The sequence below is a fragment of the Streptomyces kronopolitis genome (genome assembly GCF_014646275.1).
GTDB classification, from domain to species: Bacteria; Actinomycetota; Actinomycetes; order Streptomycetales; family Streptomycetaceae; genus Streptomyces; species Streptomyces kronopolitis.
In genome coordinates this window covers 1-26,911 of record NZ_BMND01000042.1, presented here as the reverse complement: position 1 = coordinate 26,911, position 26,911 = coordinate 1, and the positions used below count along the sequence as shown (strand labels likewise).

Here is a 26,911-nt window from a genome sequence, read left to right as displayed (position 1 = left end):
CCATCTGGCCCCGCGCGCGCCGATCGGTATCATGTGTTCTGAATAACGCATCGCAGAGCACGATGCGCAACAGAATTCAGCGCAACAGAATCCGAGCCGGGCCCAGAGCCGTCCACGGCGTGCCGGCAGATGCCTTCAGACGTGCCCCGCGGGGCCACCGGGTGGTGACTCGAAGACCCATGGCGAACACGAGCGATGCGGCGGACGACCGGTCCGAGGAACGGCGCGGCGGGGCGGGCTCCGTCCAGTCCGTGGACCGCGCGGTGAGCGTGCTGGAGATCCTGGCCAAGCTGGGCGAGGCCGGGGTCACCGAGATCGCGGAGGAGCTGGGCGTCCACAAGTCGACCGCGTTCCGGATCCTGGGGGTGCTGGAGCACCGCGGTCTGGTGGAGCAGGAGAAGGAGCGCGGCAAGTACTACCTGGGCGCCGGGGTGCTGCGGCTGGCCGGCGCCGCGGCCATCCGGCTGGACATCTCGCAGGAGGCCCAGCCGGTGTGCCGGGCGCTCGCCGAGGACACCGGGGAGACCGCCAACATCGCGGTGCTGGACGGCGACGCGGCGGTCAACATCATGCAGGCCAGGGGCTCCGCCGCGGTCACCGCCTACAACTGGCTGGGCCGCCGCACCCCGCTGCACGCCACCGCCAGCGGCAAGGTGCTGCTGGCGCATCTGCCCGCGCAGCGCCGGGAGGCCCTGGTGACCCGCAAGCTGCCGCGGTTCACCGAACACACCCTGACCACCGCGGCCGCGCTGCGCGCCCAGCTGACCGCCGTGCTCGCCGACGGATTCGCCTGCACCAGCGAGGAGTTGGAGATCGGGCTCAACGCCGTGGCGGCGCCGGTGCGGGCGCACGACGGTGCGGTGATCGGGGCGATCGGCCTCTCGGGCCCGGCGTACCGGATGGAGCATGAGCTGCTGCCCGGGCTGGCGGAGCGGTCCGCGAAGGCAGCCGCCGACCTCTCCCGCCGCATGGGGTTCGCGGGCTGAGGCGGCTTGCGGAAAACCACCCCTTGACGGATCCCTCGCGGACTTCCAGCATGTCTCCCATAGCGCAACCCATCGCGCTATAGGCAACACGGAGCCGGGGGTGAGGCCACCCGCCGGCCCCTCCCCGCTCACCGCGCACCACTCCCCCCACCGGCATCCGTGCCACCCCACGCGTGCTACCCGCCCCTGCCGCCACCGCAGGCGCTGTCCTAGGAGTGAGACATGCCGCACGAAGCCCGCGCCGTCGTCGCCCTGGAGAAGGGCGCCCCCGTCGAGGTGCTGCCGATCCTCGTACCCGATCCCGGTCCGGGCGACGTGCTCGTGGCGGTCCAGGCCTGCGGGGTGTGCCACACCGATCTGCACTACCGCGACGGCGCGATCGGCGACGACTTCCCGTATCTGCTCGGCCATGAGGCGGCCGGGGTGATCGAGGAGGTCGGCCCGGGCGTCACGGACCTGGCGCCCGGCGACTATGTGGTGCTCGCCTGGCGGGCGCCCTGCGGACAGTGCCGCTCCTGCCGCCGCGCCCGTCCCTGGTACTGCTTCGCCTCGCGCAACGCCGGCCGCCCCATGACCCTGCTCGGGGACGCCTCGGGGACGAGGACCGCGGCGGGCACGAAGCTGACCGCGGCGCTGGGCATCGGCGCGTTCGCGGAGAAGACCCTGGTCGCCGCCGGGCAGGCGGTGAAGGTCGACCCGTCGGCCCGCCCGGAGGCCGCGGGCCTGATCGGCTGCGGGGTGATGGCCGGGTACGGCGCCGCCGTGCACACCGCGGGGGTGGGCAGCGGGGACACCGTCGCGGTCATCGGCTGCGGCGGGGTCGGCAACGCCGCCATCGCGGGCGCCTCCCGGGCCGGCGCCCGACGCGTCATCGCCGTGGATCTCGACGACGGCAAGCTGGACGCCGCCGAGCGGTTCGGCGCCACCGACACCGTCAACTCCCGCGGCACGGACCCGGTCGAGGCGGTCCGGGCGCTCACCGGCGGGCACGGCGCCGACGTGGTGATCGACGCGGTGGGCCGCCCGGAGACCTACCGGCAGGCGTTCTACATGCGCGATCTGGCGGGCACGCTGGTCCAGGTCGGGGTGCCCGACCCGGACATGCGCATCGACCTGCCGCTGCTCGATCTCTTCTCCCGCGGCGGCGCGCTGAAGTCGTCCTGGTACGGCGACTGCCTGCCCAGCCGCGACTTCCCCGTCCTCATCGACCTGTTCCTGAGCGGCAAACTCGATCTGGAGCGGTTCATCAGCGAGACCATCGCGCTCGACGACCTCGAAGCGGCCTTCGCCAGGATGCGGCGCGGGGAGGTCCTGCGGTCGGTCGTCGTGGTGTGACCGTCCGCCGGGCCCCCGCGCCCCGCCTCACCCCGTGGTGTCCGCCGCCTCCTCCCCGGCGGCGGACTCCTCGGGGCGGCGGTACATCCGGGTCGCCGTGATCTGGCCGTGCACCGCCTCGCCGGACGGGTCCGGCTGCGGCAGGCCCGGGCGCAAGTGCTCCTCGACGCTGATGTACTTCAGGCCGGCCCGCAGGTCGGCGTCGTTGCGCAGCCGGATGACCAGCGGGAACTCCGCGAGCGCGGTGGTGTCGAAGAGACCGGTGGTGTACAGCAGCTGGACGCCGAGCGCGTCGGCGACCGCCCGCTGGAGCTCCAGCAGATAGGTCGCGTTGGCGCGGCCGATGGGGTTGTCCAGGAACAGGGTGCCGGCGTGCCGCTGCTTGTCGCGGCCCCGGTCGTTGCTGCGCAGCGCCGCCATCGTGCAGTACAGCGCGATGGCCGCGGTCAGCAGCTGGCCGCCGGAGAACACATCGCCCATCTGCCCGACCGGCACCCGCTCGGCGCGCAGCACCGCGTCCGGCTTGAGGATCTCCACGGCCACCCCGCGCGGCTGGAGCGCCGCGCCGACCCCGCGCAGCAGCAGGGACATCCCGTCCCGCCGCAGATCGCTGTTCTTCTTCACGGCCGCACGGGTCGCCTCGTCGATGACCTCGCCCAACCGCTCGGCGAGCGTGGCCTGATCGGGGTCCTCGAAGCGGATCCGCAGGAACTCCTGGCCGGACCACTCCCCCAGCCCCTCGGGCAGCCGGGACAGCCGCTGGGCGGAGCGCAGCGTCGTCAGCGAGGACTCGACCAGCCCGCGGAGCCGGTCGACGATGGAGTCGCGGTTGCGCTCCAGCTGCGCCAGTTCGTCGGTGAGCACCCGCAGCCGCGGGGCGAAGGCGTCCGCCCACTTGGCGGCGTGCTCCGGGAGGGCCGAGGCGGGCAGTTCGCGGATCTGCTGGCGGGCGGGGGTGCGGACCTGCTCGTAGCGGGTGGAGTTGGCGTGCCGGACGAGGATGTCGCTGGCCTCGCGCACCGCGGAGTCGGCGGTGGACAGATCGGTGGCGCAGCCGCGCAGCGAGCGGCGGGACTCGGCGGCGGCCTGCCGGGCCTGCGGCAGCGCGCCGTCGTACGGCTCGATCGGGTCGTCCGCCGCGTCCTCGGGGTCACTGTTGTCCCGCAGCAGATCGCGCAGCAGGGCCGCGGTCTCGTCGAAGCCGCCGGCCGCGTCCTCGGCCGCGCGGTGGGCACGCAGCAGCTCCTCGTGCTGCCCGCGGGCGCCGTCCAGTGCCTCGCTGGCGGTGGCGAGTTCACCGGAGGCGGTGCGCAGCAGCTCCTTGGCACGGTCGGCGTCGGCGGGCACCAGCTCCTCGGGCAGCTCGGTGTGCGCCTCGCCGTCGGTGGGGGCGAGGCGCTCGGCCTCGCCGCGCAGCCGGCCGAGCTGCTCACTGGCGGCCGAGGCGCGCGTCTCCAGCATGTGCACCAGGGCCTCGGCGCGGGAGGCGGCGGCCTGCCGGGACGGGCCGTCGGCGGCGTCCGGGCTCTCCAGGAGGGCCTCGGCGCGGGTGCGGACCTTGTTGGTCAGGCGGTTGAGTTCGGCGAGCGCGGCGCTCTCGTCGCCCTCCGCGCGGGCCTGTTCGGCGCGCAGGTCGGCGCCGACGCCGACCTTCTCGTAGAGCTGGGAGGCGGCGCGGTAGGCCTCGCGCAGGGCGGGCAGCGAGGCGCTCGCCCCGTCGGGAGCCTCGCCGAGGTCGTCCGGGACGCCGGCGATCTCGGCGCGCTCGGCACGCAGCGCGCGGGCGGTGCGGCGGGCGTCGTCGGCGGCCCGCTGGGCGGCCCGGCGGTCCTCGTCGGCGGCCCGGGCGCGGTCCACACACTCCTCCGCGCGGGCCTCGAACTCGGCTGCCTCGTCGACGAGTTCGCGCATCCGGGACTGCCAGGAGGCCCGTTCGCGCAGCCGGTGGGCGAGCCCGGCCAGCAGATCGGCGGCGCGGCGGGCGCGCTGGGCGGTCTCCTGGCGCTCGTCGCGCACCCGGGTGGCCTCGGCCGCGACCTCGTCGGTCCCGTCCCGGGCCGTGCGGGCCTCGGCCAGCTCGGCGGCGGCCTCGTCGGCGGCCCGGCGGGTCTCCTGCGCCGCCGCGGCCAGTTCGGCGAGGCGGCCGGCCGGGCAGCCGGTGCGCCACGAGCCGAGCCGGGCGGCCAGCGCACGGTCCCCGGAGAGCCGGGCGGCCAGCGCGCGGATCTCCTCGTCCCGCTCTATGGCGCGCGCCCGCAGCGCCTGGCGCTCCTCGTCCGCGGCGGACTCGTCGTGCATCGCCGGGTTCGGCGGGACGAGGAAGACGTGGCTGCCGGCGGCGTCCCCCTCCTCGGAGGCGGGCGCGGGCGCGAGCAGCGCGGCGGCGGTGCCGACGGCGACGGCCGAACGGGGCAGCAGCGCGGCCTCGGCGAGCACCTCGCGGGCCCGGGCGTGGGTCTCCGGGTCCGTGATGATCACGCCGTCGACCAGCTCGGGGCGGGTGGCGAGCACCCGGGTGTGGTCGGCGGGGTCGACGGACTGGGCGAGGTAGCGCCAGCCGGGCAGCGCGGGTACGCCGTGCTCGCCGAGATACTCCACGGCCGCCAGCACATCGGGGCCCGGCGGCAGCAGACCGCCGTCACCCAGCGCGCCGAGGATGCGGGCGTCGTCGGCGGCGGCCGTGCGCAGGTCGAACAGCTGCCGTTCGGCGGCCGCGACGCCCTCCTCCAGGAGTTCGTGCAGCCCGTCGGCGTTGCGGTCGAGCTCCTCGGCGGTCAGGGGGCCGGCGGCGGGGCGGCGCGCGGCGCCCTGGTCCGCACCGGACCCGTCGGGCCCCGCCGTACGGGGCGCGGGCACACCGACGGCCTTCGCCTCGGACTGCGGGAGCCCGAGGAGGTCGGCGAGCCGCTGCTCGGCGCCGATGGACTCGGCGGCCCGGCGCTCGGCGTCATGGGCCCGCCCGGCGGCCTCGGCGGCGTCCTCGGCGCGGGCCGCGGCGAGTTCGGCGGCGGAGTGCCTCGCTGCGGCCTCGCGGGCGCGGTCGGTGGCCTGGCGGGCGGCCTCCCGGGCCGAGTCCCAGGCCTCGACGGCGGTCTTCTCGGCGTCCGAGGCGGCGAGCGCGGCGCGGGCCGGGTCGGCGTCGGGGGCGCTGTCGTCCAGCCAGCCGGCCCGGACGGCCTCGGCGGTCTCCTCGGCGACCTCGGCCAGCCGCTGCTTGAGGTGCTCGGCCTCGCTGCGGGCGCGCTGGGCGTGGGTGGCGGCCGAGGTGGCGTCGCGGTGCGCGGACTCGCCGGCCTCCTGGAGGGCGGCGGAGCGCTCCTCCTCCTCGTTGGCGATCCGCTCGCCGGCCTCCGCCGCCGTGTGCAGGGCGCGCACGAGGTCGGCGGCGGCGGTGGCGCGGGCGGCGAGCGCGGGGGCGGCGTCCCGCTCGGCCTCGCGGATGGCGGCGGCGACCCGCGCCGAGCGGTCGGCGGCGGCGCGGTGGCGCAGCGCGGTCTCGGCGGCCTGCCAGGCGCTGTGCAGCGTACGGGCGTCGTTCAGCTCACGGCGCTGGGCGGCGGCGCCCTTCTCGGCCGCGGCCAGGGCCAGCGAGGCGTGCCGGTAGGCGAGTTCGGCGGAGACCAGGGAGCGGCGCTCGCGGATCCGCTCGGCGTCGGTGACGCGGTGCGCCGCGGTGGCGACCTGTTCGGCCAGCTCGGCGGCGCGGCCGCGCTCCTCGGTGCCGCGGGCGTGCAGCCGCTGGGCCAGGGCGCGGGTGCGGCGCTCGGCGCCGGCATGCACCTCGCGGGCGCGCTCCCGCTGCTCGGCGGCGCCGGCGATGCGGGAGAGCAGGTCGAGGGAGCCGGCGGTGAAGTCGCGTTCGGCGGTGAGTTCGGCGCGCCGGCCGAGTTTGTGGGCGAAGCCGTGCACCAGGTCGGCGAGGCCGTCGGTGTCCCGGGTGTCGGTGACGGCGCGCAGCAGCAGGTCGGTGAAGTCCGAGTCGTTCTTGACCGCGAAGAGGCCGGCGGCCTCGCCCTCGTCGGCGTTCATCTCGCGCTGGTAGCGGAAGAGTTCGGGGTCCAGGCCCAGGTCGCCGAGGTGTTCGTTCCAGCGCTCGTGGATCTCCTCCCAGACGACGTCGAGGTTGGGGTAGTTCTTCCCGGCCTCGGTGAGGACGTCGCGGAAGCCCTTCATCGTCCGGCGGCGGCCCTGGGCGCCGGAGCTGCCCTCGCCCTCGCCCTGCCGGGGGCGGATGACGGTGGCCTCGGCGACGGGGAGCGAGTCCAGGCTCATGCCGGGGCCGGGCCGGAAGCTGTACCAGGCCTCGGCGAACTTGCGGGGGTCGTTGGAGACCTGCCGGCCGCGCCATTCGCTGACCTTGCCGACGACCACGCTCTCGCCGGTGAGGACGTGCTGCCACTCCAGGGCGACATGGCCGCAGTCGTCGGCGAGCAGGAACTTGCGCAGCACGCCGGAGCTGGCGCCGCCGAGGGTGTTGCGGTGGCCGGGCAGCATCACCGAGAAGATCAGCTTGAGCAGGACGGACTTGCCGCCGCCGTTCTCCAGGAACAGCACGCCGGCGGGGGCCGGGCGGCGCGGCGGGCCGACCGGGTCGTCCTCGAAGAAGTCCGCCTGCGCCGGGGCCGGTCGGGGCACGGGCGCGCCGACTCCGCGCAGGTCCAGCACGGTGTCGGCGTAGCGCGCACCGGCGGGCCCGATGGAGTAGAGGCGGACCCGGGACAGCTCGTACATGGCGGACTCTCGTTGTCGTGTCGGAATGCGGGTGGTCGGCACGGGCGGTGGTGGGCGGCGGGGCAGCGGCCGCGGTCGGGGGCGGTGGTCAGCCGGAGTGGAAGGGCAGACCGGCGTCGGAGACCAGGTCGAGGTCCTCGGTGTCCTCGCCCGGCAGCAGCGCGGCGCTGCCGTCGGCGACGGGGACGATGCCCAGCTCCAGGAGTTCGGCCATGGCGGCGCTGCCGGCCATGTCGCGGACCTGGAGCTGGTAGCGGGCGGTGGTGCGGTAGGCGCCGCCGGAGTCGTCGCCGGTGCGCTGGAGGAAACCGGAGTCGACGAGGAAGGTGACGGCCTTGGCGATGATCCCGGTGGTCGAACCGGCCAGCCGCCTGGCGTCCTTGGTGGCGCCGGTCGCGCTGCGCCGCGCGTAGATCCGCCAGGCGGACTCCAGGCCGGGGGCGTCGGTGGCCGGGTCGGTGTTCTCGCCCTCCTGCTCGGCGCGCTCCTCCAGGCGGCGGCAGGCCTGCCGGACGAAGGCGTCCACGCCGTTGACCGTGATCCGGCCGATGTAGCCGTCGTCGGCGAGGTCCTCGGGGCGGGGGAAGGCCAGCGCGGCGACGGCGAGATGGGCCAGGCCGTGCAGGAAGCGGTCGGCGGAGTCGGCCGAGGCGCGGCGGGCGTACTCGCCCATGCGGACGGCGAAGACGGAGTCCTCGGACGCGGTGACGGCCATCCCGGCGCGGGTGGAGACCTCCAGGACGACCAGGCCGAGGCCGGTGGCGACGGCGTCGGCGAGGCGGGCGAAGGCGGGCTCGTCGCGGTAGCGGCGCAGGAGTTCGCCGTATTCGGCGTCGCGGGCGGGCAGCAGCTTGGGCTGGAGGCCGAAGGAGACCAGCCGGGCGGCGTCCGCGGCGTCGGCGGGGGTGACGGGCGCGGGGCCGGCCGCGGCGGGCGGCGCGGCGTCGGCGGGGGGCGCCCCGCCCGGCTCACCGGCCCCGGACACCGGGTCCGGCTGCGGCGCGTCGTCGTACTGGGTCACGGGACAAGCTCCTTGCGGGGGACGGTCTGGGACATCTCGGGGCGGCGCGAGGGCGGGGCGCCGCCCGGGGCGCGCCGGACCGGCGGGGCGGTGGCCTCGGCCCGGCACGCGGCGCCGTCGGCCCGGCGGGCGTCCCGGGCGCGGGCCATCACGCCACCTCCGAGCGGTCCGCGGCCATACCGGCGGCGTCCAGCAGCGCCGTGCCCACGATGAGGTCGGCGCCGCCGAATTCGGGATCGGTCAGCTCCTCGCCGTCGTCGACCGCGAAGAGCAGCTGCTGTTCGCCCTGGCGGTAGGCCGTGCCGACCGGCGGACTGGCGGCGTGCACCGCCAGCAGGGCGACGAGGTAGGGGAGTTCGGGATCGCTGCGGCGGGCCTCGGCGAGGAGGCCGGAGAGCCTGCGCGGGGCGTCGGCGGGCAGCGTGAGCAGCGCCATCGCGGCGTCGAGCTGGGCCTCGCTGAAGCGGCTGTCGTCGGGGGTCGCCACCAGGTCGGGCTCGGGCATCTCGGCGCCGAGGTGCTCGCGCTCCACGGGCGGGGTGAGCAGCACCTCGACGAGGTCGCCGACGCGGACGGCGGAGGGCGTGCGCAGGCCCGTGCCGTGGGTGAAGAAGGCGTCGGTGACCCGGATGGCCTGCTCGGCGGGGAGCGGCAGCACGGGGGCGACGAGCTGGCCGTACAGATCGAGTCCGGAGCGGGCGATCGGGGTGGCGAACGCCTGCCGGTCCTGTTCGGCGCGGAAGAGCGGGCCGGCCTCCAGCAGCCGGGACTGGAGCTGGGTGTGGCGGCGGATGCAGTCCTTGACGATGTCGACGAGTTCGGCGGCGCGGCGCTTGTGCTCGGGCTCCTCGGTCTCGTCGCGGGCCTTGCGGATGTTGGTGAGGATGGCGTTCTCGTGGCGGTAGCGGTCCGCGACGTGGTCCAGTGCCTCGCTGATCATGTCGGGGACGGTTTCCAGCCAGTCGACCGCGCGGACGTTGCGGCGGGTGGCGTCCAGGGTCCGGCGGAGCGTCTCGGCGTACTGCACGGTGCGGTAGCGGGCCTGTTCGGCGGCGAGCTGGGCGTCGGCCAGCCGGCCCCGGTTGATCAGCACCTCCAGCTTGACCTCGGCGGCGATCTGGGCGCTGGTGACGTCCGTGTCGAGCGCGCCGACCAGGACGTTGACCGCTTCGTCGGTGGCGCGCAGATAGACCGTGCCGCCCGTGCCGGGGACTTCCTCGATGAGCTTGAAGTCGTAGTCGCGGCGGACGTATGCGCCGTCGGTGGTGAAGGTGCCGTAGACGGCGCGGAAGCCGCGGTCCACACTGCCGACGTTGATGAGGTTCTCCAGCACCCAGCGGGCCACCCGCTCGTGCTCGCCCGTCGGGCGCCGGGGGGCCTGCGCCGCGACCCGCGGGAGCACCTTCGCCACTATTTCCTCGTGGTCGGCGCCGGTGTCGAAGTCCATGTTGAGGGTGACGAGATCGATGACGGCGAGCGCCACCTCCGCCATGGCGTAGACGCCGAATTCGCCCGCGAGGTTGGCCTTGCGCACATCGAGGTCGTGCAGCGGCGCGGTGCACGCCAGGGCGCGCAGCCGGCGGGCCAGGCCCTCGTCGGCGGCCGGGCCCGGCGCGGGCCGCTGAGGGCCGTTGAGCTGGGGCGCAGCGGCCCCCGGGGCGGAAAAAGTCACGTCGCACAGAGTAGGCGCTCGCACTGACAACGGACGAAACGGCGCGGATCCGTGCATGGGTGGAACCGCTGGTGGATCCGTTGACGGGGCACCCGCCAGCCGACGCAGCCGACGCGCAAGTTTACGACGCGCCCCGCCGCGGCCCGCCGCCAGGTCCTGCGCCCCGGGCCGCGACTCAGTGGGTGGTGCCGCCGGCGGCGCGGATGTCGGTGCGGGTGCGGGCGGCGGTGACGGCGATCTCGCTCAGCGCCCGGGCGGCGGCGGTGACCGGGAGCGAGGGCAGGGCGCGGTCGACGACCTGCTCCGGCGCGTAGGGGACGTGGACGAAGCCGCCGCGCAAGTGGGGCAGTTCGGTGGCGATGAGGTGGGCGAGGCCGTAGAAGACGTGGTTGCAGACGAAGGTGCCGGCGGTGTGGGAGACCGAGGCGGGCAGCCCGGCGGCGCGGACCGCGGCCACGCAGGCCTTGACCGGCAGCGTGGAGAAGTACGCGGCGGGGCCGCCGGGCACGATCGGCTCGTCGATGGGTTCGGCGCCCGAGGCGTCGGGGATGCGGGCGTCGTCGAGGTTGAGCGCGACGCGTTCGACGGTGATGTCGGGGCGGCCGCCCGCCTGGCCGGCGCACACCACGATCTCGGGCCGGGTCTCCTCGATCGCGGCGCGCAGCACCGCGATCGAGGCTCCGTAGACGCAGGGCAGCTCGACGGCGGACATCTCGATGCCGTCCGGCGGTGCCGCCGCGGCGGCGCGCACCGCCTGCCAGGAGGGATTGGTGGATTCGCCGTCGAACGGGGCGAATCCGGTCAGCAGTACCCGGGTCATGCGGTCTTCCTCGGTGCGGTGCGTCCGGCGGTGCGTCCGGCGGCGGGGGCGGTGCGGTGGCCGGGGCCACCGTGCGGGAGGGTGCGGCGGGGGCGGGCGGCGGCTCAGAAGGCGAACAGCGCCATGATCAGGATGTTGCAGCCGAGCAGCATGCCCGCGGTGGGCAGCTGCGCCTTGATGGGCCCGTATTGGTCCTTCAGTTCCAGCAGGGCCGCGGGAACGATGTTGAAGTTGGCGGCCATCGGCGTCACCAGCGTCCCGCTGAATCCGGCGAGCATGCCGAGCGCCAGGACGGCGGCGGGGTTGCCGTCGAAGTGGCCGATCAGGACCGGCCAGCCGACCGCGGCGGTCATCACGGGGAAGGCGGCGAACGCGTTGCCCATGATCATGGTGAACACGAACATGCCCACGCAGTAGACGACGACGGCGATGTAGAGCGAGTCCTTGGGCAGTATCGAGGTGGTGAGCTTGCCGACCTGGTCGCCGACGCCGGAGACCTGGAAGATGGCGCCCAGCGTGGCCAGCATCTGCGGCAGCAGCATGGCCCAGCCCATCGTCTCCAGCATCGAGCGCCCGGACTCCACGGGCACGGAGATCCGCTTCTCCCGGAGCATGACCATGCCGACGGCGAGCGCGACGACGGCGGCGATGCCCAGGCCCAGGATCGTCTCGCTGCCCTCCTGGAGCACCGGCTCCCCTCCGAACGAGAGGTGCTTGACGCCGATCGCACAGGCCATGGCCACGAACGGGATGGTGAGCGCGGGGACGAAGAGCTTGTTGCCGAGGCGGGCGGCGGAGGCGGTGCGCTCCTCGGGGGTGGTGGTGCGCGGGGTGCCGCGCCCGGTGAAGCCGAAGCCGGCCAGCACGGCCATCACCAGCACCGCGACGCCCAGCGGCTCGGCCGGCGCCTGCTTGGTGACGACCCAGCTGCTGTAGATGAAGCCGGCGCCGATCAGTCCCCAGAAGGCGCCGGTGCCCAGGCGCTTGGGGTTGCTGCGGTCGGTGACCATCCGGGCGGCCATCACCAGGAAGCTGAGGCCCACCAGCCAGTAGAACCACTCTGCCTTGATCACTTGGCGGCCTCCACTACTGCGGTGTCCGGGACGTTGGCGGTGAGCAGCTCGCGTTCCAGCTGCCGGTCCAGGCGCAGCAGCCGCCAGCCGTGGACCACGAAGGCGCACACCGCGGTGGGGATCGCCCACAGCGCGAGCTGAAGCGGTTCCAGATGGGTGCCGTAGGTGGTGTTGACGAAGCCGGTGATCAGCAGGATCGAGCCGACGGCGAGAAAGACGTCCTCCCCGAAGAACAGTCCGACGTTGTCCGCGCTGGCGGAGAACGACCTGACCTTCTCCCGGGTCCGCTCCGGGAGTTCACCGAACTTGCGCTCCGCCGCGCCCTCGGCCATCGGGACGGCCAGCGGGCGGACGGTCTGGGCGTGCCCGAAGACATTGGTGAGCCCGACCGCGGCGCCGATCTGGCGCAGGCCCAGGTAGAGCGCGAGGAAGCGGCCGGTGGTGAGCCGGGCGAAGCGGGCGATGAGGTTGCGGGCCTGCTCCTGGAGGCCGTAGCGCTCCAGGAGGCCGATGACCGGGAGGGTGATCGCGAAGATGGTCACGGCCCGGCTGCCGGCGAAGCCGTTGCCGAAGGCGGCGAGCACCTTGCCCGGCGAGAGTCCGCCGAGCAGGCCGGTGGCGATGCCGGCCACCCCCACGACCAGGAGGGGGTTGCGCTTCGTGGCGAAGCCGATCACGACCACGAGCACGCCGAGGAGCACGATCATGGATCCGCCTTCCGCGTACGGGGACTGCAGGAGTCCGGGAGTCCGTTGATGAGGAGAAGATTGCAGCGGACGTTAGGCGATTGTTCAACGATCCGACAAGGGGTCTGCGGGAACGAATGTTCAACGGATCTCCGGCGGGCCCCCCGGACGCCCCCGTCGGGGCCCCGCCCGGCCGGGCCTCAGCTCTCCGCGATGCGCTGGGCATAGGCGCCCGAGAGCTGGCTGCGCGCGTCCTCCAGGTAGGCGTGCAGCAGCCGCTCGGCCTCCGGGGCGTCGCCGGCCTGGAGGACCTCGACGATCTGGCGGTTGCGGGTCAGGTAGGGCGCGTAGAAGCGCCGGGGGTCGGCCATGACGTGGAAGACCAGGCGCAGCTCGGCCAGCACCCCCCGCATCAGCTCCTCGGTGCGCGGGCTGCCGGCCAGGGCCACGATGCCCTGATGAAAACGGATATTTGCGGTCGAAAGGTCCTGCCATGCCCGGGCCTCGGAGGCGGCCTCACCGGCCCGCACGGCGGCCTCGATCGCCGCGATGGCCGCGGTCGCCGCGGCGCCGTAGGGCCCCCTCCCCAGGCTCCGCACCGCCGCGCACTCCACGAGGGTGCGCACCCGGTAGATGTCGTTCAGGTCCTCGACCGTCACCACCCGCACGAACACCCCGCGGTTCAGCTCGTGCACCAGCAGCCGCTCATGGGTCAGCAGCCGGAAGGCCTCCCGCAGGGTGTTGCGCGAGACGCCCAGCGCGCCGCCGATGCTCTCCTCCGAGAGCCGGGCGCCGGGCGGGAAGTACCCCTCGGCGATCCGGTCGCGCAGGATGTCGGCGACCCGCTCGGCGGTGCTGGCGCGCCCCAGCCGGTCGCGGTCCCGCTCCAGGCCCGTGACCTCGGTGAGCCGCCCCTGATCGTTCCTCGCCGCCTCGCCGGTCATGCCGCTCCCCGCTCTCGTGCCGTACCGGGGCGGCCTGCGTGCCGCCCCGGGGTCGTATGAGCGGAAGTCAATCCCAGACCGGAGGACGAAACAACGCACCTGCCCTCGGATACCGCACACCTCTTGTCGGATCGTTCAACGATCCCCTACGTTGTCCCCGACGCCGGTCGGCTCACGTGCCCTCAGGGAGAGTCACCGCGGATCCGGGCCGGCCGGGCAACAGCACCGCCCGCCGCCACCCGCCGACGAGCCGCCCGCGCCCGCGTCCCACCGGCATCGACCACCCTGGAACGGACAGACATGAGCGACCCGGCGGCTCCTTGCGTGATCGACCTCAACGCCGACCTCGGTGAGGGCTTCGGCCGCTGGCAGCTCACCGACGACGAGGCCCTGCTCTCCGTCGTCACCAGCGCCAACGTGGCCTGCGGGTTCCACGCCGGCGATCCGTCCACGATGCGCCGGGTGTGCGAACTCGCCGCCGCGAACGGCGTCGTGATCGGCGCCCAGGTCTCCTACCGCGATCTGGCCGGCTTCGGCCGCCGGGCGATGGACGTGCCGCCGGACGAACTCGCCGACGAGATCACCTACCAGATCGGCGCGCTGGAGGTCTTCGCCCGCGCCGCCGGCGCCCGCGTCGGCTACGTCAAACCGCACGGTGCGCTCTACAACCGCTGCGTCCACGACGCGGAGCAGGCCCACGCCGTCATCGCCGGCGTCCGCGCCGCGGGCGGCGCCCTGCCGGTCCTCGGCCTGCCCGGCTCCCGGCTGCACGAGGCGGCCCGCGCGGCGCAACTGCCCGTCGTCGGCGAGGCGTTCGCCGACCGCGCCTACACCGCCGAGGGCACCCTCGTGCCCCGCCGTGAACCGGACGCGGTGATCCACGACCCGGACGAGGTCGTCAAGCGCGCCCTCGGCATGGCCCGCGACCACGCCGTCACCTCCCGCGACGGCACCCGCGTCGCCCTGACCGCCCGCTCCCTGTGCCTGCACGGCGACACCCCCGGCGCCGCCGGCCTCGCCCGGCGCGTGCGGTCCGAACTCACCGCGTCCGGCGTCCAGGTACGGAGCTTCGTATGAAGCCCCTGCCGGTCGGTGAACACGGCCTGCTGATCGAGCTGGACACCGCGGAGGAGGTCGAGGCACTGCACGCCGAGCTGCTGCGCCGGGTCGCCGGCGGCGCCCTGCCGCCGCCGCGCGAGATCGTGCCGGCCGCCCGCACGGTCTTCCTCGACGGCCTCGACGACCCCCGCGGCCTGCTCGCCGACATCGCCTCCTGGCACATACCGCCGCCGACCGCGGCCGACCGCCCGGCCATACGGATCCCGGTCCGCTACGACGGCCCCGACCTCGCCGACGTCGCCGCCCTGTGGGACGTCACCCCCGAGGAGGTCGTCCGGCTGCACTCCGCCACCGAGTTCCACGTCGCCTTCTGCGGTTTCGCCCCCGGCTTCGGCTATCTGACCGGGCTGCCCGAACCGCTGCACGTCCCGCGCCGGGACACCCCCCGCACCAAGGTCCCGGTCGGCTCGGTCGCCCTCGCCGGCCCGTACACCGGCGTCTACCCCCGCTCCTCCCCCGGTGGCTGGCAGCTCATCGGCACCACCGACACCGTGCTGTGGGACCCGCGCCGGGAGCCGGCCGCGCTGCTCGCCCCCGGCACCCGCGTCCGCTTCGTCCCGCAGGAGACCACCCGATGACCGACCGCGCCTTCTCGGTCGTCCGGGCCGGTGCGCTCACCACCGTCCAGGACCTCGGCAGGCCCGGCCACGCCCACCTCGGGGTGCCGCGCGCCGGCGCCCTGGACGCGCCCGCGCACCGCCTGGCCAACCGCCTGGTCGGCAACCCCGGTTCCGCCGCCACCCTGGAGACCACCCTCACGGGCTGCGCCGTACGGGTCCGCACGGCCACCACCGCCGCGGTCACCGGCGCGCCCTGCCCGGTGACCGTCGACGGCCGCCCCGCCCCCTGGGGCGCCCCGGTACGCGTCCCGGCCGGCGCCGTCCTGGACGCGGGCCCGGCCACCCACGGGCTGCGCTCCTACCTCGCCTTCGCCGGCGGCATCACTACCGAGCCGGTCCTCGGCAGCCGCGCCGCCGATCTCCTCTCCGGCCTCGGCCCCGACCCGCTCGCCGAGGACGCGGTACTCCCCCTGGGCACTCCGCACGGCCCGCCGTCCACCGCGGACGCCGTGCCGCACCCGGGCCCGGTGGCCGAACTGCTGCTGCCGTTCCTGCCCGGCCCGCGCGACGACTGGTTCACCGACGCCGGTCTGCGCACCCTGGTCACCGGCCGGTTCCGGGTCTCCCCGGCCGGCAACCGCATCGGTCTGCACACCGAGGGCCCGCCCCTGGAGCGCGCCCGCCCCGGCGAACTCCCCAGCGAGGGCATGCCGCTGGGCGCCCTCCAGGTCCCCCCGAACGGCCTGCCGGTCCTCTTCCTCCACGACCACCCGACCACCGGCGGCTACCCGGTCATCGGCGTGGTCCCCGAACGCTTCCTGGCCCCGGCAGCCCAGGCGGCCCCGGGGACGGCGGTCCGGTTCGTGCGGATGCGCTAGGTCCGGTCTTCGCATGCCACACCCGCATCAGGGGCGATGCGAGGTGGCGGCTGCCCGCCAGTGGTCCTGTCGTAGCGGCTTCCACCGCTCGCCGACGGGCCCGAGCGGACTCGACCGCGGTCAACGGCCCGTGCGGTCAGTCACCGTTGGGGCGCCAGCGGCCGGAGATCCGGGCGGCGCTGGTTCCGCCGCACACCCAGAGCACGAGGCCCAGCGCAGCGCTCACTCCCAGGCTGACAGACATCAAAGTCGGTGAGGTCTGCGCGTATCCGTCCGCGATGAGGGGGCCGGCGAGCCAGGAGTAGATGAGGACTCCCACGGCCCCGGAAGCGAGGAGCGGAGCGAGCAGGCTCCATCCGCTGAGTCCGTAAAAGACCCTGCGACGGCCGCAGAGCACTGCCAGGGGTGCGGCAGCCCGCCCCTGGCGCAAGAACTCGGCCTGCGTATTGAGCGCGAACCCCACCGCCAGGACGGAGGTACCCAAGAGGCCGAAGAAGAGCAGCCACCCTGACTGGTCCCTGAGCACCATTCCGCCACTGATCCACTCGGTGCCCAGTGTGCTGACGTCGGTTCCGGGCGCGAGTGTGCGGTTGGCTGTCTGCTTGATCCCGGCGACATCGAGCGCGGTCCCACCGCGGGAGAGCACGAGCGCTGCCCTGCCGGTGTGGGCGGACGCCTGCGCGATGACAGCGGTGTTGAGGTCGGTGCCGCGCCCGAGGGCGTATCGCAGGCGTTCGTCGGCCCCGTCCGCAGGCGTGACAGCGGTGGATCGGCAGGGGAGGCGGACAGCCTTGAGGTCGGAGCACGTACCGAGGACAGTGATGGCTCCCTTGTCCTCCTCCAGGGACAGCAGGACGGCCTGCTCAGGCAGCGACTCCACGAACGCCGGTGTGATGCGCCGGGGGCTGCTCACCCTCAGCAGGCTCTCACCGACCATCGCGTGCACGGCCGTGGCCTGTCGGACCGGCTCGGCCATACGAGACATCCACAACTGCGTCTCCCCCGTGAGCCCGATGGCGATCACCACCGAACACACCAGCCGTGCGGTGGTCGCGGCATGAGCCGCCATCCAGCGTCCCGCGATGAGAGCGGACGGCCCGGCCCGACGGCGAGAGAGTTCGGCCAAGGCGGAACCGGCCGCCTTGCAGGCTGCTGCGAGGAGCGAGGGCAGGGTGGCAAATCCGCCGAGAGTGCCCACTACCTGCAGCAGCACGCGCAGGGTGGGCGACGGGGCGAGCCCCGGTCCGTACGAGGCTGCCAGCAGGAACAACGGACAAGCCCAGCAGGCGAACCTGGTCAGGGCCGGTCGGGAGGCTCGGGGGCGTGTCGATGCGCCCGGGCGTCGCCGTCGGTGCAGAACGGTGACCGCTGTGAGCATCACGACCACTGACAGCACCGCCATGCCGACAAGCCACAGAGCGTACGCAGCCAGATCCGGTGCATGGAGAGTGAAGTCCACAACGGGAACGGGCACGTCGATCAGACAGCCGACGGCAGCCGGCACTGCCCCGACCACCGCTCCCACCACCACGGGTAGGGCCGCTTCACCGATGACGATGAGCCGACGGTGCGACGGCAGTGCGCCCAGAGCCGAGACGAGGGCGGTACGCCGGTCCCGCTCGTCAGCGCCGATGCGGGCTGCCAGCACCACACAGGCTGCTGCCGGCAACAGCAGAAAGCCACAGACGGTGAGCAGCAGATTCCAGATGGGCCGCTGATTGGTGAAGTCCCCGTTGCCCCACTCCGGCGCGGCACCAAAGCCGTGGATGGGGCGTGCCTCCGTCATTCCCCGCATGGTGTGCGCGGGCCGGACGTAGGCGAAGCGCTCGCTGGGAGATGCCAGCCCCTGCGGGCCTATCGTCCCTGCCAACGTGCCGTAGCGGTCGGCGATGTGTTGACCAGCTCCCGCCTTGAGCAGGGCGGGCGAGAGCACCGCTTGGCCAGGAGCGGGCCACGAGGTAAGGCCGGGGGGCGGGGCAACCGCGGCATCCACAGGCTCCACGAACGCGACGGTGTAGGAGCGTGCATCGTCCAGGGTGTCGTGTTTGAGCAAGTAGCGGGCCCGAGTGGTGGTGTGGCCGTCTGTCACCCGCTCCGGACTGCGAGCCCCCGTGCGCTCCTGCGTTCCCGCATAGCCGGCGTATACCGCCACCAGCGCGGTGAAGGCCAGGCACAGGACCGCTGTGGCGAACAGCAGGGCCATCCAGCGGGTACCGCTCCCTGCCGTACCCCGACGGGCGGCCCGGCCGATCCGCAGCATGTGCCACCGGGCCCCAAGCCCAGCTCTGCGCGGTGCCCTGGTCATGCGGCCACCTGCTCGTCGTGCAGAAGCCCCTCGCGGAGGCTGAAGTGCCGGTGGGCGCGAGCAGCGATGCTCGGATCGTGGGTGACCACCAGCAGCCCGCATCCCCACCGCTGCGGCAGCGAGAACAGCAGATCGGCCACCGAGCTGCGAGCGGCGGTGTCGAGTGAGCCGGTGGGCTCATCGGCCAGGATCAGCGAGGGCCGGTTCATCAAGGCACGTGCCAGGGCGGTGCGTTGCCGCTCACCGCCCGACAGCTCCCCTGTGGTGGCCGTGGTACCGGTAACGCCGACCTCACGGAGCAGACCGGCGGCCCGCTCATATGCCGACCGACCGGGTTCCCCGGCCAGCAGGCCCGCAAGTGCCACATTCTCCACGGGTGTCAGTTCGGGAAGCAGCTCGCCGAACTGGAAGACCATGCTGAGGTGCTGAGCGCGATGCCGCGCCAATCGCTTTCCCCGCAGCGCGGACATGTCGCTGCCGGCCACCCACACCTGATCCCTGTTGGGGGTGATGAGGCCCAGAATCAACGACAGCAGGGTGCTCTTCCCACTGCCGCTCGGCCCCGTCACCGCAACGGCCTCCCCCGAGGCCAAGTCCAAGGTGACGCCGTTGAGCAGCCGGCGCTCGCCGATGCTGTAGCTCAGGCCGTTGAGCCTCAGAACCGGGTGGGCGTCGACATTCGGATGAACCATGCTGATCTGCCTCGCTAGATACTGCAACGGCCCGGCAGCACTACTGAGCCGCCGGGCCGTCAGAAGGGTGAGCTCCCGATCAACGGCCCATCAGGACCGTACGGGGAGGATTAGAGCGATGACGAGCACGTGTCGGGCTGCCAGTCCAGCGAGACGCAGCTGGTCAGGGTGTAAATGTACTTCCCCGAACCACTCTGAGTGGTGGTTCCGCTGCCGCTCTTGTTGTGCAGGTAGTAGTCTCCGGCGTTTTCTCGGCCGTACTGGCTGTAGACGGAATCACCGTCCGCCTTGGTGTCCTTCGCGTAGGCATAGGCGTGATTCTGGTTCACCCAGCCGGAAGACCCATAGGTGGAAGCCGAGAGCTGAGCCGCCTGTGCAGGTGCGATCCCGACCAGGAAAGCTCCGCCGATGGCTATAGCGGCAAGACGTCTCGCGCTGGTACGCATTTCCCCGATACTCCATTCACATAGCCGCAGAGGTCCAATCCCTCTGCCTTACGCCACGCGGGGTGAAAAAGCGTCAGCACAACTACCAAACCGCCTGGTCAGCCCCCCGTAGCTGCGAAGAGCACAGTATGTACACAAGTCACTGAAGGCAAATGAACCTCCTCGATGACCTGATATATCCTCCTTCGGCAGCAGCGGTTGAAACAGAGGTCAGTGAGCTTCGGCTCCAGCACCAGGCGGGGCGACTCCGCCAATCCATGAGCGCGCAGAAGCTGGGCGAGGCGGTCGGGGATCAGCGACCGGTCCTGCCTCGTCCTCGTAACGCCGTCGGTGGTGACACCGTCCGTGCCCGGCCCGCCGCGGTCACCCCTCCTCCGGCGCCCCGTACCCGCCCCCGCCCGGTGTGCGCATCACCAGCACGTCGTTCACCCCGACGTCCGCCGTGTCGCAGCCCGCCAGGTCCTCGTGTGAACCGTCGGCCCGTTCGACGGAGTTGGCGCCCAGTGCCCCTGGGGCGCCGCCGGCCATGCCGTACGGGGCGATTCGGCGGTGGTTGGTCAGCAGCGCGACGGTCATCGGTTCCAGGAAGCGCAGTCGGCGTTCGACGCCGCAGCCGCCGTGCCAGCGGCCGCGGCCGCCGCTGCCGGCGCGGATGGTGAAGGCGTCGACGCGTACGGGGTAGCGCCACTCCAGGACCTCGGGGTCGGTCAGCCGGGAGTTGGTCATATGGGTCTGGACCGCGTCCGCGCCGTGGAAGCCGTCGCCGGCGCCCGATCCGCTGGCGACGGTCTCGTAATACTGCACCCGGTCGTTGCCGAAGGTGAGGTTGTTCATGGTGCCCGAGCCCTCGGCCTGGACGCCGAGGGCGGCGTAGAGGGCGCCCGTGACCGCCTGGGAGGTCTCCACATTGCCCGCGACGGTGGCCGCCGGGAAGACCGGGGCGAGCATCGAGCCCTCCGGGATGCGGACCCGTACGGGTTTGAGGCAGCCGCTGTTGAGCGGGATGTCGTCGGCGACCAGGGTGCGGAAGACGTACAGCACGGCCGCCATCACCACCGAGGTGGGCGCGTTGGCGTTGCCGGGCTGCTGGGGTGAGGTGCCGGCGAAGTCGAGCACGGCGCTGCGGGCGGCGCGGTCGACGGTGAGCGCGACGCGGATCTCCGCCCCGCTGTCGGTCTCGTAGCGGCAGCTGCCGTCCGACAGCCGCGCGATGATCCGCCGCACCGATTCCTCGGCGTTGTCCTGGACGTGCCCCATGTACGCCCGGACGACATCCAGCCCGAACTGGTCGGTCATGCGCCGCAGTTCCTCGATGCCCTTCTCGTTGGCGGCGATCTGGGCGCGGAGGTCGGCGAGGTTGGCGTCCGGGGCGCGGGAGGGGTAGCGGCCGGAGGTGAGCAGCTCGCGGGTGGCGCGTTCGCGCAGTTCGCCGTCGCGGACCAGCAGCCAGTTGTCGAAGAGGACGCCCTCCTCCTCGATGGTGCTGCTGAAGGCGGGCATCGAACCGGGGGTGATGCCGCCGATCTCGGCATGATGGCCGCGGGAGGCGACCAGGAAGAGCAGCTCGGGAGGGGTGCCGACGGGGCCGTCCGGGGCGTCCTGCGCGAACACGGGGGTGACGACGGTGATGTCGGGGAGGTGGGTGCCCCCGTGGTACGGGTCGTTGACCGCGTACACGTCGCCCGGCCGCATCTCCCCGCCGCGGCGGCGGAGCACCTCCTTGATGGACTCCCCCATCGACCCCAGATGCACCGGGATGTGCGGGGCGTTGGCGATCAGATTGCCGTCGGCGTCGAAGAGGGCGCAGGAGAAGTCGAGCCGCTCCTTGATGTTGACGGAGTGGGCGGTGTTCTCCAGGCGGACGCCCATCTGCTCGGCGATGGCCATGAAGAGGCTGTTGAAGACCTCCAGCATCACCGGATCGGCCTGTGTGCCGGCCGCGACCCGGTCGGTGCGGGGCCGGGTCCGGGTCAGCAGGAGGTGGCCGCCCTCGCCCATCGCGGCCTGCCAGCCGGGGTCCAGGACCGTGGTCGCGTCCTGCTCGGCGACGATCGCCGGGCCGGTGAGGACATCGCCCGGGAGCAGGTCGCCGCGGCGGTGGAGGGCGGTGTCCCGCCACCGTCCGGCCGTGTACATCCGGACCGTCGCGGCCGGCCGCAACGCGCCCTCCCGGCCGCCGGATCCGCTCTCGTACCCCCGGGCGCCGCCGGCCGTGCCGCGGGCCTCGACCGAGACCGCCTCGGCCACCAGCGGCTGGTCCATGGTGAAGGCGTAGCGCGCGCGGTGCGCCCGGACGAACTCGGCGGTCATGGTGTCGGCGTCGGCGAGCGGGACGCTCAGGGTGGAGTCGGTCCCGGCGTAGCGGACCAGCACCCGGGCGTGCGTGCTGACCGACGCCTCCGGGACCCCGTCGTCGAGGAGTTCGCCCCGGGTCTGCCGGGCGAGCGCGTCGCAGGCCTCGCGCAGGCGGCGCAGGCCTTCGGGGTCCGTCAGCTCCGCTTCGACGGCCTGTTCGCGCATCGCGGTGGCGTCGGCGACCCCGATGCCGTACGCGGAGAGCACCCCGGCCAGCGGGGGGACCAGCACCGTGTCGATGCCCAGGGCGTCGGCGACCGCGCAGGCGTGCTGGCCGCCGGCGCCGCCGAAGCTGGTGAGGACGTAGCGGGTGATGTCGCGGCCGCGCTGGACGGAGATCTTCTTGACGGCGTTGGCCATGTGGAGCACGGCGATGTCGAGGAAGCCGGCCGCGACCTCCTCCGGGCCCCTCTCGTCCCCGGTCGCGGCGGCGGCCCGCGCGGCGAGTTCGGCGAAGCGCGTACGGACCACCTCGGCGTCCAGCGGCTGGTCGCCGTCCGGCCCGAACACGGCGGGGAAGTGGTCGGGCTGGATGCGCCCGAGCATCACCTGGGCGTCGGTGACGGTGAGCGGTCCGCCGCGGCGGTAGCAGGCCGGTCCCGGGTCCGCGCCGGCGGAGTCGGGGCCGACACGGTAGCGGCGGCCGTCGAAGTGGAGGACGGAGCCGCCGCCGGCCGCGACGGTGTGGATGTTCATCATCGGGGCGCGCATCCGTACGCCCGCGACCTCGTTGCCGAAGACCCGCTCGAACTCGCCCGCGTAGTGGGAGACATCGGTGGAGGTGCCGCCCATGTCGAAGCCGATCACCCGGTCGTGCCCGCCGGCCTCGGCGGCGCTGCGGGCCATGCCGACGACACCGCCGGCCGGTCCGGACAGCACCGCGTCCTTGCCGCGGAAGTGTGCGGCCTGCCGCAGCCCGCCGTTGGACTGCAGGAACATCAGCCGGATGCCGGGGAGTTCGGCGGCGATCTCGTCGACGTACCGGCCCAGGATCGGGGAGAGGTAGGCGTCGACGACGGTGGTGTCCCCGCGCGGCACCAGCTTCATCAGCGGGCTGACCTCGTGCGAGCAGCTGACCTGGGTGAACCCGGCGCTCCTGGCGAGTTCGGCGACGGCCCGCTCGTGGTCGGTGTGGCGGTAGCCGTGCAGCAGCACGACGGCGGCGCTGCGCAGGCCGTCCGCGCGGGCCCGGATCAGCGCCCGGCGGACGGGCTCGGCGTCCAGCGGCCGGACGAGTTCGCCGTGCGCGCCGATCCGCTCCGGTACCTCGATCACCCGCTCGTAGAGCGCCTCGGGCAGCACGATGTGCCGGTCGAAGATTCGCGGACGGTTCTGGTAGGCGATCCGCAGAGCGTCCCGGAAGCCCTCGGTGGTCAGCAGGACGGTCGGCTCGCCCGTGCGCTCCAACAGGGCGTTGGTGGCGACGGTGGTGCCCATCTTGACGACGGCGACCCTCTCGGCGGGCACCGGCTCGTCCGGACCGAGCCCCAGCATCATCCGGATGCCGGCCACCGCGGCGTCCCGATAGCGCTCGGGGTGGTGCGAGAGCAGCTTGCCCGTGACCAGCCGACCGTCCGGCCGCCTGCCGACGACGTCCGTGAACGTGCCGCCGCGGTCGATCCAGAACTCCCAGCGTCCGGTCATCCCGCCATTGTCACAGCGCCCTTCGCCGACCCGGAGGTTTTCCACAGCGCGCCGCCGCCCGGCTCGGGCAGGGCGGCCAGCGCGGTGCGGGTGGCGCGCTCGGCCGCGGCGTCCAGCAGCCGGCCGGAGCCGGTGATCCCGTGCCGGCACTCCTGGAGGGCCAGGGCGAGCAGGCCGGGCAGCAGATCCGTGCACCGGTCGGCGACCCAGCGGGTGCCGCGGGTCGCCATCCACACGGCCGATCCGGCGCGGGTCGGCGGCGGTCCGTCCAGGGTCAGCGCGGGCGGCGACCCGACGGGCAGCCCGGCGCCGGCGAGCGCCGCATGGAAGCCGTGGGCCAGCAGCCGGTGGCCGCGCTCTGCGGGATGCAGCCGGTCCACGCTCCACGAGGCGCGCTCGGTGACCCAGGGGTGGTCGGCGAGGTGCAGATGCACGCCCCGGTAGCGGGCGGAGACCTCATGGACCACGGTGTTCACCGCGCGCATCCGCCGGGCGAGCGGGCGGGCCAGCGGCCCGGGCAGCCCCAGCATCCGGCCGGGGTCGGGCAGACAGGCCGTCAGCACCACGGCCCCGTCGGCGCTCAGCGCGCCGTGCGCCCCGTCCAGCGCGGCCGCGACCCGCTCGATGGCGAAGGCGGCACGCAGGGTGTCGTTGGCCCCGACGACCAGTGAGGCGAACCGCGGCCGCAGCTCCCGGGCCACGGGCAGCTGCCGCTCGGCCACGTCCGCCGTCTGCGCGCCGCTGCGCGCCAGGTTCACCAGCTCCACCGCGTCCGGCCGCTCCCCCAAGGCCCCAGCCAGCAGGGCGGCCCAGCCGCGCCAGCCGCCGCCCGCCACGGGGTCGCCGAGCCCCTCGGTCAGCGAGTCCCCGAGCGCCACGAAGCGGACCGGGGCCGGCAGGCTGCCGCCGCCCGCGGCCGGTGCCGCCGTCCCCTCGGACCGCACCGTCATCACCCGCCCCACGGACCGGCCCGGCGCGCCCCGGCCGGGGCGGCGAGCGGACGGACCGGCGGCGCGGGCACGTCGTGCGCCGCCAGGAAGGCGTCGACCGCGGGCCGCCAGCCGAAGCCCTCGGCCCGGCGGCGGGCGGCCGCGCGCCGGGCGGGTTCGGGCCGGGCCAGCACCCGCTGGACCGCGTCGGCGAACGAGGGCCCGTCGTCCAGGGCGGTGTCGCCGCCGCTGCCGACCAGACCGGCCAGCGCCGAGGCCGCGCTGGCGACCACCGGCGTCCCGCAGGCGAGCGCCTCCAGGGCGGCCAGCCCGAACGTCTCGGCCGGTCCGGGCGCCAGCGCCACATCGGCTGCGGCCTGCAACGCGGCGAGGCGGGAGCGGTCGGTGAGGTGCCCGAGGAACGCGGCGGGCAGCCGCTCGTCGCGCGCCCGGGCCTCCAGACGGGAGCGCAGCGGCCCGTCGCCGACCACCACCAGGGCCGCGTCGACCCCACGCCGGCGCAGCCGGTCCAGGGCGTCCAGGGCCCGTCCGGGCCGCTTCTCCTGCGACAGCCGGGAGCAGAGCAGCAGCAGGACCTCCGCCCGGCCCGCGCTGCGCCGGCGCAGCGCGGCGCTGCGGCAGTCCGGGTGCCAGGCGTCGAGATCGACACCGAGCGGCGCGCGCACCACATTGCGCGCACCGACCCGGGTGAACTCCGCCGCCGCCCACTCCGTGGTGCACACGACCCGGCTGTAGGCGTGCGCCGTACGGGTGTTGAGCCGGTCCGCGGCGGCACGGGCGAGCGGCTGCGGGACGCCCCAGGTACGCAGCACCCCGTCCACGCTCTCGTGCGAGACCATCACCGCGGGAACCCGGGCCCGGCGCGCCCACTCCCCGGTCCAGCGCAGCGTCGTACGGTCGGAGACCTCCAGCCGGTCGGGCGCCAGCGCGTGCAGCAGCCGCTGGAGCCGGGGGCGGTCGGTGAGCATGCGGTAGCCGCCGCTGCCCGGCAGCTCGGGCCCCGGCAGGGTGATCACCCGGCCCTGCGGGGTGCTCTCGTCGCGGATCGCGGCCGAGCCGTCCGGCCGCGGCGGCCCGGGCACGATGAGGACCGGCTCGTGCCCGGCGGCCCGGTAGCCCGCCCCGAGTTCGCGCAGCGCGGTGCGCAGCCCGCCGGAGGCCGGAGTGACGAAGTTGGCGATCCGGACGATGCGCAGGCCCGTCGTGGTGCCGTGCCGCGCGGTCATGCCGCCACCGCCGTCCGGTCGCCGAGCACGGCCTCGTAATGGCCGAGCAGCAGATCGCCCACCGCCGCCCAGGTGCGCTCCGCGACGGCGCCGCGGGCCGCGGCACCGTACCGGGCGCGCAGCTCGGCACTGCCCCCCAGGAAGCGCACCGCGTCCCGGAAGGCGGCGCCGTCGCCCGGCGTCACCAGCAGCCCCGTACGGCCGTGGTCCACCAGGTCCACCGGCCCGCCCGCTCGCGGCGCGACCACCGGCACCCCGGAGGCCATCGCCTCCTGCACGGTCTGGCAGAAGGTCTCGTACGGCCCGGTGTGCACGAAGACGTCCAACGAGGCGTAGATCCGGGCGAGTTCGTCGCCGGTGCGGCGGCCCATGAAGCGGACCTCCGGCAGCGCCGTGCGCAGCCCGGCGGCGCTGGGGCCGTCGCCGACGACGACGGTGCGGACGCCCGGCAGCCGCGAGGTCTCGGCCAGCAGCCGGACGTCCTTCTCGGGCGCGAGCCGTCCCACGTACCCCACCAGCAGCTCCCGCCCCGCGACCAGCGAGCTGCGCAGCACCGAGTCGCGCCGCCCGGGGTGGAACCGTTCGGAGTCGACACCGCGCGGCCACAGATGGACCCGCGGCACCCCGTGCTCGGTCAGATCCCGCAGGGCGGCGCTGGACGGCGCGAGGGTGCGGTCGGCCGCGGCGTGCACCGCCTTGATGCGCCGCCAGGCCGCGGCCCCGCCGCCACCGAGGTAGGTACGGGCATAACGCCCCAGATCGGTCTGGTAGACGGCGACCGCGGGCACCCGCAGCCGGGCGGCGGCCGCCATCGCGCGGGCACCGAGGACGAAGGGGCTGGCGAGGTGCACCAGATCGGGCCGGTGCTCGGCGAGCGCGGCGGACAGCCGCCGCCCCGGAAGCGCGATCCGCACCTGCGGATAGCCGGGCAGCGGCATCGACGGCACCCGCACGACGGGACAAGGGCTCTCCTGCGAACCGGAGGCCGGCGCGGCGCCACCGAGCGGTGCGATGACGAGCGGATCATGACCGCGCCGGACGAGGTGCCGGGCGGTCTCCAGGGCGCAGTGGGCAACGCCGTTGACATCGGGCGGGAAGGATTCGGTGACGAGGGCGACACGCATACGGCTGTTCTCGGCGGACGGTGCGTGGAGGGGGTCACGTGGATCTTTCTTACCGAGGAATTTCTTCCCACGTTTTTGGCATCCCCGCCGTGGTGGTTGCTCGCCGTGTGTCGCCCGCTTCGCGGTGCGTCTCCGCTGCGCTTGGCTGGCTTCCCACGTTGTCGGCTGGCCCGCCGTGGTGGCTTCTCGCCGTTGCGCCTGCGGCGGGCGGGGGCCGCTGCGCGGGGCTGTTGGGTGCGGAGACGGACCTCCGGGGCCTGGTGTGTGGACTGCTTCGCTTTACGTCCACACACCAGGCCCCTCCGGCCCGCCCCCTCCCGTTGAGGGGTGGAGAAAAGGTCCGG

20 protein-coding genes are annotated in these 26,911 nt (G+C 74.1%); 5 read left to right on the top strand and 15 right to left on the bottom strand.

Going from position 1 to position 26,911, the window contains the following annotated elements; genetic code table 11:
- Positions 1 to 179 precede the first annotated feature (179 nt).
- Positions 180 to 986 carry an IclR family transcriptional regulator gene (locus tag IEY78_RS29680; RefSeq protein ID WP_189103508.1) on the top strand — a complete coding sequence of 269 codons (807 nt, stop codon included), beginning with the start codon at positions 180 to 182 and terminating at the stop codon, positions 984 to 986.
- Positions 987 to 1,208: 222 nt separating this feature from the next.
- On the top strand, positions 1,209 to 2,321 hold the full coding sequence (locus IEY78_RS29675; protein WP_189103506.1) for an S-(hydroxymethyl)mycothiol dehydrogenase: 1,113 nt from the start codon (positions 1,209 to 1,211) through the stop codon (positions 2,319 to 2,321).
- A 27-nt stretch (positions 2,322 to 2,348) separates the two neighbouring features.
- On the opposite strand, the gene IEY78_RS29670 is transcribed toward IEY78_RS29675, so the two are convergent.
- The 8 genes from IEY78_RS29670 to IEY78_RS29635 form a co-directional block, all read right to left on the bottom strand.
- The gene (locus IEY78_RS29670) at positions 2,349 to 7,052 is read right to left on the bottom strand and encodes a coiled-coil domain-containing protein (protein ID WP_189103504.1); all 4,704 of its coding nucleotides are present in this window, start codon (positions 7,050 to 7,052) and stop codon (positions 2,349 to 2,351) included.
- An 88-nt stretch (positions 7,053 to 7,140) separates the two neighbouring features.
- Positions 7,141 to 8,037, bottom strand: a complete 897-nt coding sequence (locus IEY78_RS29665; RefSeq protein ID WP_189103536.1) for a hypothetical protein — start codon at positions 8,035 to 8,037, stop codon at positions 7,141 to 7,143.
- Positions 8,038 to 8,069: 32 nt separating this feature from the next.
- The gene (locus IEY78_RS29660) at positions 8,070 to 8,222 is read right to left on the bottom strand and encodes a hypothetical protein (protein WP_189103503.1); all 153 of its coding nucleotides are present in this window, start codon (positions 8,220 to 8,222) and stop codon (positions 8,070 to 8,072) included.
- Positions 8,222 to 9,745 (bottom strand): hypothetical protein, encoded by a 1,524-nt coding sequence (locus IEY78_RS29655; protein WP_189103501.1) that lies wholly within the window; start codon positions 9,743 to 9,745, stop codon positions 8,222 to 8,224. Before IEY78_RS29655 ends, IEY78_RS29660 begins: the two co-directional genes overlap by 1 nt.
- 175 nt (positions 9,746 to 9,920) lie before the next feature.
- Complete coding sequence (pcp, locus tag IEY78_RS29650) at positions 9,921 to 10,565, bottom strand: pyroglutamyl-peptidase I (RefSeq protein WP_189103499.1); 645 nt, start codon at positions 10,563 to 10,565, stop codon at positions 9,921 to 9,923.
- Positions 10,566 to 10,669: 104 nt separating this feature from the next.
- On the bottom strand, positions 10,670 to 11,638 hold the full coding sequence (locus IEY78_RS29645) for a DUF979 domain-containing protein (protein ID WP_189103497.1): 969 nt from the start codon (positions 11,636 to 11,638) through the stop codon (positions 10,670 to 10,672).
- The gene (locus IEY78_RS29640; RefSeq protein ID WP_189103495.1) at positions 11,635 to 12,345 is read right to left on the bottom strand and encodes a DUF969 domain-containing protein; all 711 of its coding nucleotides are present in this window, start codon (positions 12,343 to 12,345) and stop codon (positions 11,635 to 11,637) included. The genes IEY78_RS29645 and IEY78_RS29640 overlap by 4 nt, the downstream gene beginning before the upstream one ends.
- A gap of 179 nt (positions 12,346 to 12,524) precedes the next feature.
- Positions 12,525 to 13,268 (bottom strand): GntR family transcriptional regulator, encoded by a 744-nt coding sequence (locus IEY78_RS29635; RefSeq protein WP_189103493.1) that lies wholly within the window; start codon positions 13,266 to 13,268, stop codon positions 12,525 to 12,527.
- 300 nt (positions 13,269 to 13,568) lie between these two features.
- Here IEY78_RS29635 and IEY78_RS29630 point away from each other — a divergent pair, with 300 nt between their 5' ends.
- The 3 genes from IEY78_RS29630 to IEY78_RS29620 are packed head-to-tail and all read left to right on the top strand — an operon-like array spanning position 13,569 to position 15,825.
- Positions 13,569 to 14,345, top strand: a complete 777-nt coding sequence (locus IEY78_RS29630; RefSeq protein WP_189103491.1) for a LamB/YcsF family protein — start codon at positions 13,569 to 13,571, stop codon at positions 14,343 to 14,345.
- The gene (gene pxpB, locus IEY78_RS29625) at positions 14,342 to 14,965 is read left to right on the top strand and encodes a 5-oxoprolinase subunit PxpB (RefSeq protein WP_189103490.1); all 624 of its coding nucleotides are present in this window, start codon (positions 14,342 to 14,344) and stop codon (positions 14,963 to 14,965) included. Before IEY78_RS29630 ends, pxpB begins: the two co-directional genes overlap by 4 nt.
- Entirely contained in the window at positions 14,962 to 15,825 is an 864-nt protein-coding gene (locus IEY78_RS29620) for a 5-oxoprolinase subunit C family protein (protein ID WP_189103488.1), read from the top strand. Before pxpB ends, IEY78_RS29620 begins: the two co-directional genes overlap by 4 nt.
- 136 nt (positions 15,826 to 15,961) lie before the next feature.
- Here the strand turns inward: IEY78_RS29620 and IEY78_RS29615 are convergent, their stop codons facing one another.
- The 7 genes from IEY78_RS29615 to IEY78_RS29585 all read right to left on the bottom strand — a co-directional run bounded on the left by IEY78_RS29615 (position 15,962) and on the right by IEY78_RS29585 (position 26,567).
- Positions 15,962 to 18,028: an FtsX-like permease family protein gene (locus IEY78_RS29615; protein ID WP_189103486.1), complete on the bottom strand. Its 2,067-nt coding sequence runs from the start codon at positions 18,026 to 18,028 to the stop codon at positions 15,962 to 15,964.
- 98 nt (positions 18,029 to 18,126) lie between these two features.
- The gene (locus IEY78_RS29610) at positions 18,127 to 18,822 is read right to left on the bottom strand and encodes an ABC transporter ATP-binding protein (protein ID WP_189103484.1); all 696 of its coding nucleotides are present in this window, start codon (positions 18,820 to 18,822) and stop codon (positions 18,127 to 18,129) included.
- A gap of 110 nt (positions 18,823 to 18,932) precedes the next feature.
- Positions 18,933 to 19,268, bottom strand: coding sequence for a hypothetical protein (locus tag IEY78_RS29605; RefSeq protein ID WP_189103482.1), 336 nt, complete (start codon positions 19,266 to 19,268; stop codon positions 18,933 to 18,935).
- Between the two features lie 363 nt (positions 19,269 to 19,631).
- Positions 19,632 to 23,267 carry a hydantoinase B/oxoprolinase family protein gene (locus tag IEY78_RS29600; protein ID WP_189103480.1) on the bottom strand — a complete coding sequence of 1,212 codons (3,636 nt, stop codon included), beginning with the start codon at positions 23,265 to 23,267 and terminating at the stop codon, positions 19,632 to 19,634.
- Positions 23,264 to 24,217: an SGNH/GDSL hydrolase family protein gene (locus IEY78_RS29595; protein ID WP_189103477.1), complete on the bottom strand. Its 954-nt coding sequence runs from the start codon at positions 24,215 to 24,217 to the stop codon at positions 23,264 to 23,266. The genes IEY78_RS29600 and IEY78_RS29595 overlap by 4 nt, the downstream gene beginning before the upstream one ends.
- The gene (locus tag IEY78_RS29590; protein ID WP_189103476.1) at positions 24,217 to 25,443 is read right to left on the bottom strand and encodes a glycosyltransferase; all 1,227 of its coding nucleotides are present in this window, start codon (positions 25,441 to 25,443) and stop codon (positions 24,217 to 24,219) included. The genes IEY78_RS29595 and IEY78_RS29590 overlap by 1 nt, the downstream gene beginning before the upstream one ends.
- Positions 25,440 to 26,567: a glycosyltransferase family 4 protein gene (locus IEY78_RS29585; protein WP_189103474.1), complete on the bottom strand. Its 1,128-nt coding sequence runs from the start codon at positions 26,565 to 26,567 to the stop codon at positions 25,440 to 25,442. The genes IEY78_RS29590 and IEY78_RS29585 overlap by 4 nt, the downstream gene beginning before the upstream one ends.
- Between the last annotated feature and the right edge of the window lie 344 nt (positions 26,568 to 26,911).

Excerpts from the sequence above, each read along its gene's own strand:
- IEY78_RS29660 (WP_189103503.1), bottom strand. The coding sequence starts at position 8,222 with ATGGCCCGCGCCCGGGACGCCCGCCGGGCCGACGGCGCCGCGTGCCGG.
- IEY78_RS29635 (WP_189103493.1), bottom strand. The coding sequence starts at position 13,268 with ATGACCGGCGAGGCGGCGAGGAACGATCAGGGGCGGCTCACCGAGGTC.
- IEY78_RS29600 (WP_189103480.1), bottom strand. The coding sequence starts at position 23,267 with ATGACCGGACGCTGGGAGTTCTGGATCGACCGCGGCGGCACGTTCACG.
- IEY78_RS29595 (WP_189103477.1), bottom strand. The coding sequence starts at position 24,217 with ATGACGGTGCGGTCCGAGGGGACGGCGGCACCGGCCGCGGGCGGCGGC.
- IEY78_RS29590 (WP_189103476.1), bottom strand. The coding sequence starts at position 25,443 with ATGACCGCGCGGCACGGCACCACGACGGGCCTGCGCATCGTCCGGATC.
- IEY78_RS29670 (WP_189103504.1), bottom strand. The coding sequence starts at position 7,052 with ATGTACGAGCTGTCCCGGGTCCGCCTCTACTCCATCGGGCCCGCCGGT.
- IEY78_RS29615 (WP_189103486.1), bottom strand. The coding sequence starts at position 18,028 with ATGGCCCTGCTGTTCGCCACAGCGGTCCTGTGCCTGGCCTTCACCGCG.
- IEY78_RS29620 (WP_189103488.1), top strand. The coding sequence starts at position 14,962 with ATGACCGACCGCGCCTTCTCGGTCGTCCGGGCCGGTGCGCTCACCACC.
- IEY78_RS29585 (WP_189103474.1), bottom strand. The coding sequence starts at position 26,567 with ATGCGTGTCGCCCTCGTCACCGAATCCTTCCCGCCCGATGTCAACGGC.
- IEY78_RS29605 (WP_189103482.1), bottom strand. The coding sequence starts at position 19,268 with ATGCGTACCAGCGCGAGACGTCTTGCCGCTATAGCCATCGGCGGAGCT.
- IEY78_RS29640 (WP_189103495.1), bottom strand. The coding sequence starts at position 12,345 with ATGATCGTGCTCCTCGGCGTGCTCGTGGTCGTGATCGGCTTCGCCACG.
- IEY78_RS29630 (WP_189103491.1), top strand. The coding sequence starts at position 13,569 with ATGAGCGACCCGGCGGCTCCTTGCGTGATCGACCTCAACGCCGACCTC.
- pxpB (WP_189103490.1), top strand. The coding sequence starts at position 14,342 with ATGAAGCCCCTGCCGGTCGGTGAACACGGCCTGCTGATCGAGCTGGAC.
- IEY78_RS29610 (WP_189103484.1), bottom strand. The coding sequence starts at position 18,822 with ATGGTTCATCCGAATGTCGACGCCCACCCGGTTCTGAGGCTCAACGGC.
- IEY78_RS29675 (WP_189103506.1), top strand. The coding sequence starts at position 1,209 with ATGCCGCACGAAGCCCGCGCCGTCGTCGCCCTGGAGAAGGGCGCCCCC.
- IEY78_RS29680 (WP_189103508.1), top strand. The coding sequence starts at position 180 with ATGGCGAACACGAGCGATGCGGCGGACGACCGGTCCGAGGAACGGCGC.
- pcp (WP_189103499.1), bottom strand. The coding sequence starts at position 10,565 with ATGACCCGGGTACTGCTGACCGGATTCGCCCCGTTCGACGGCGAATCC.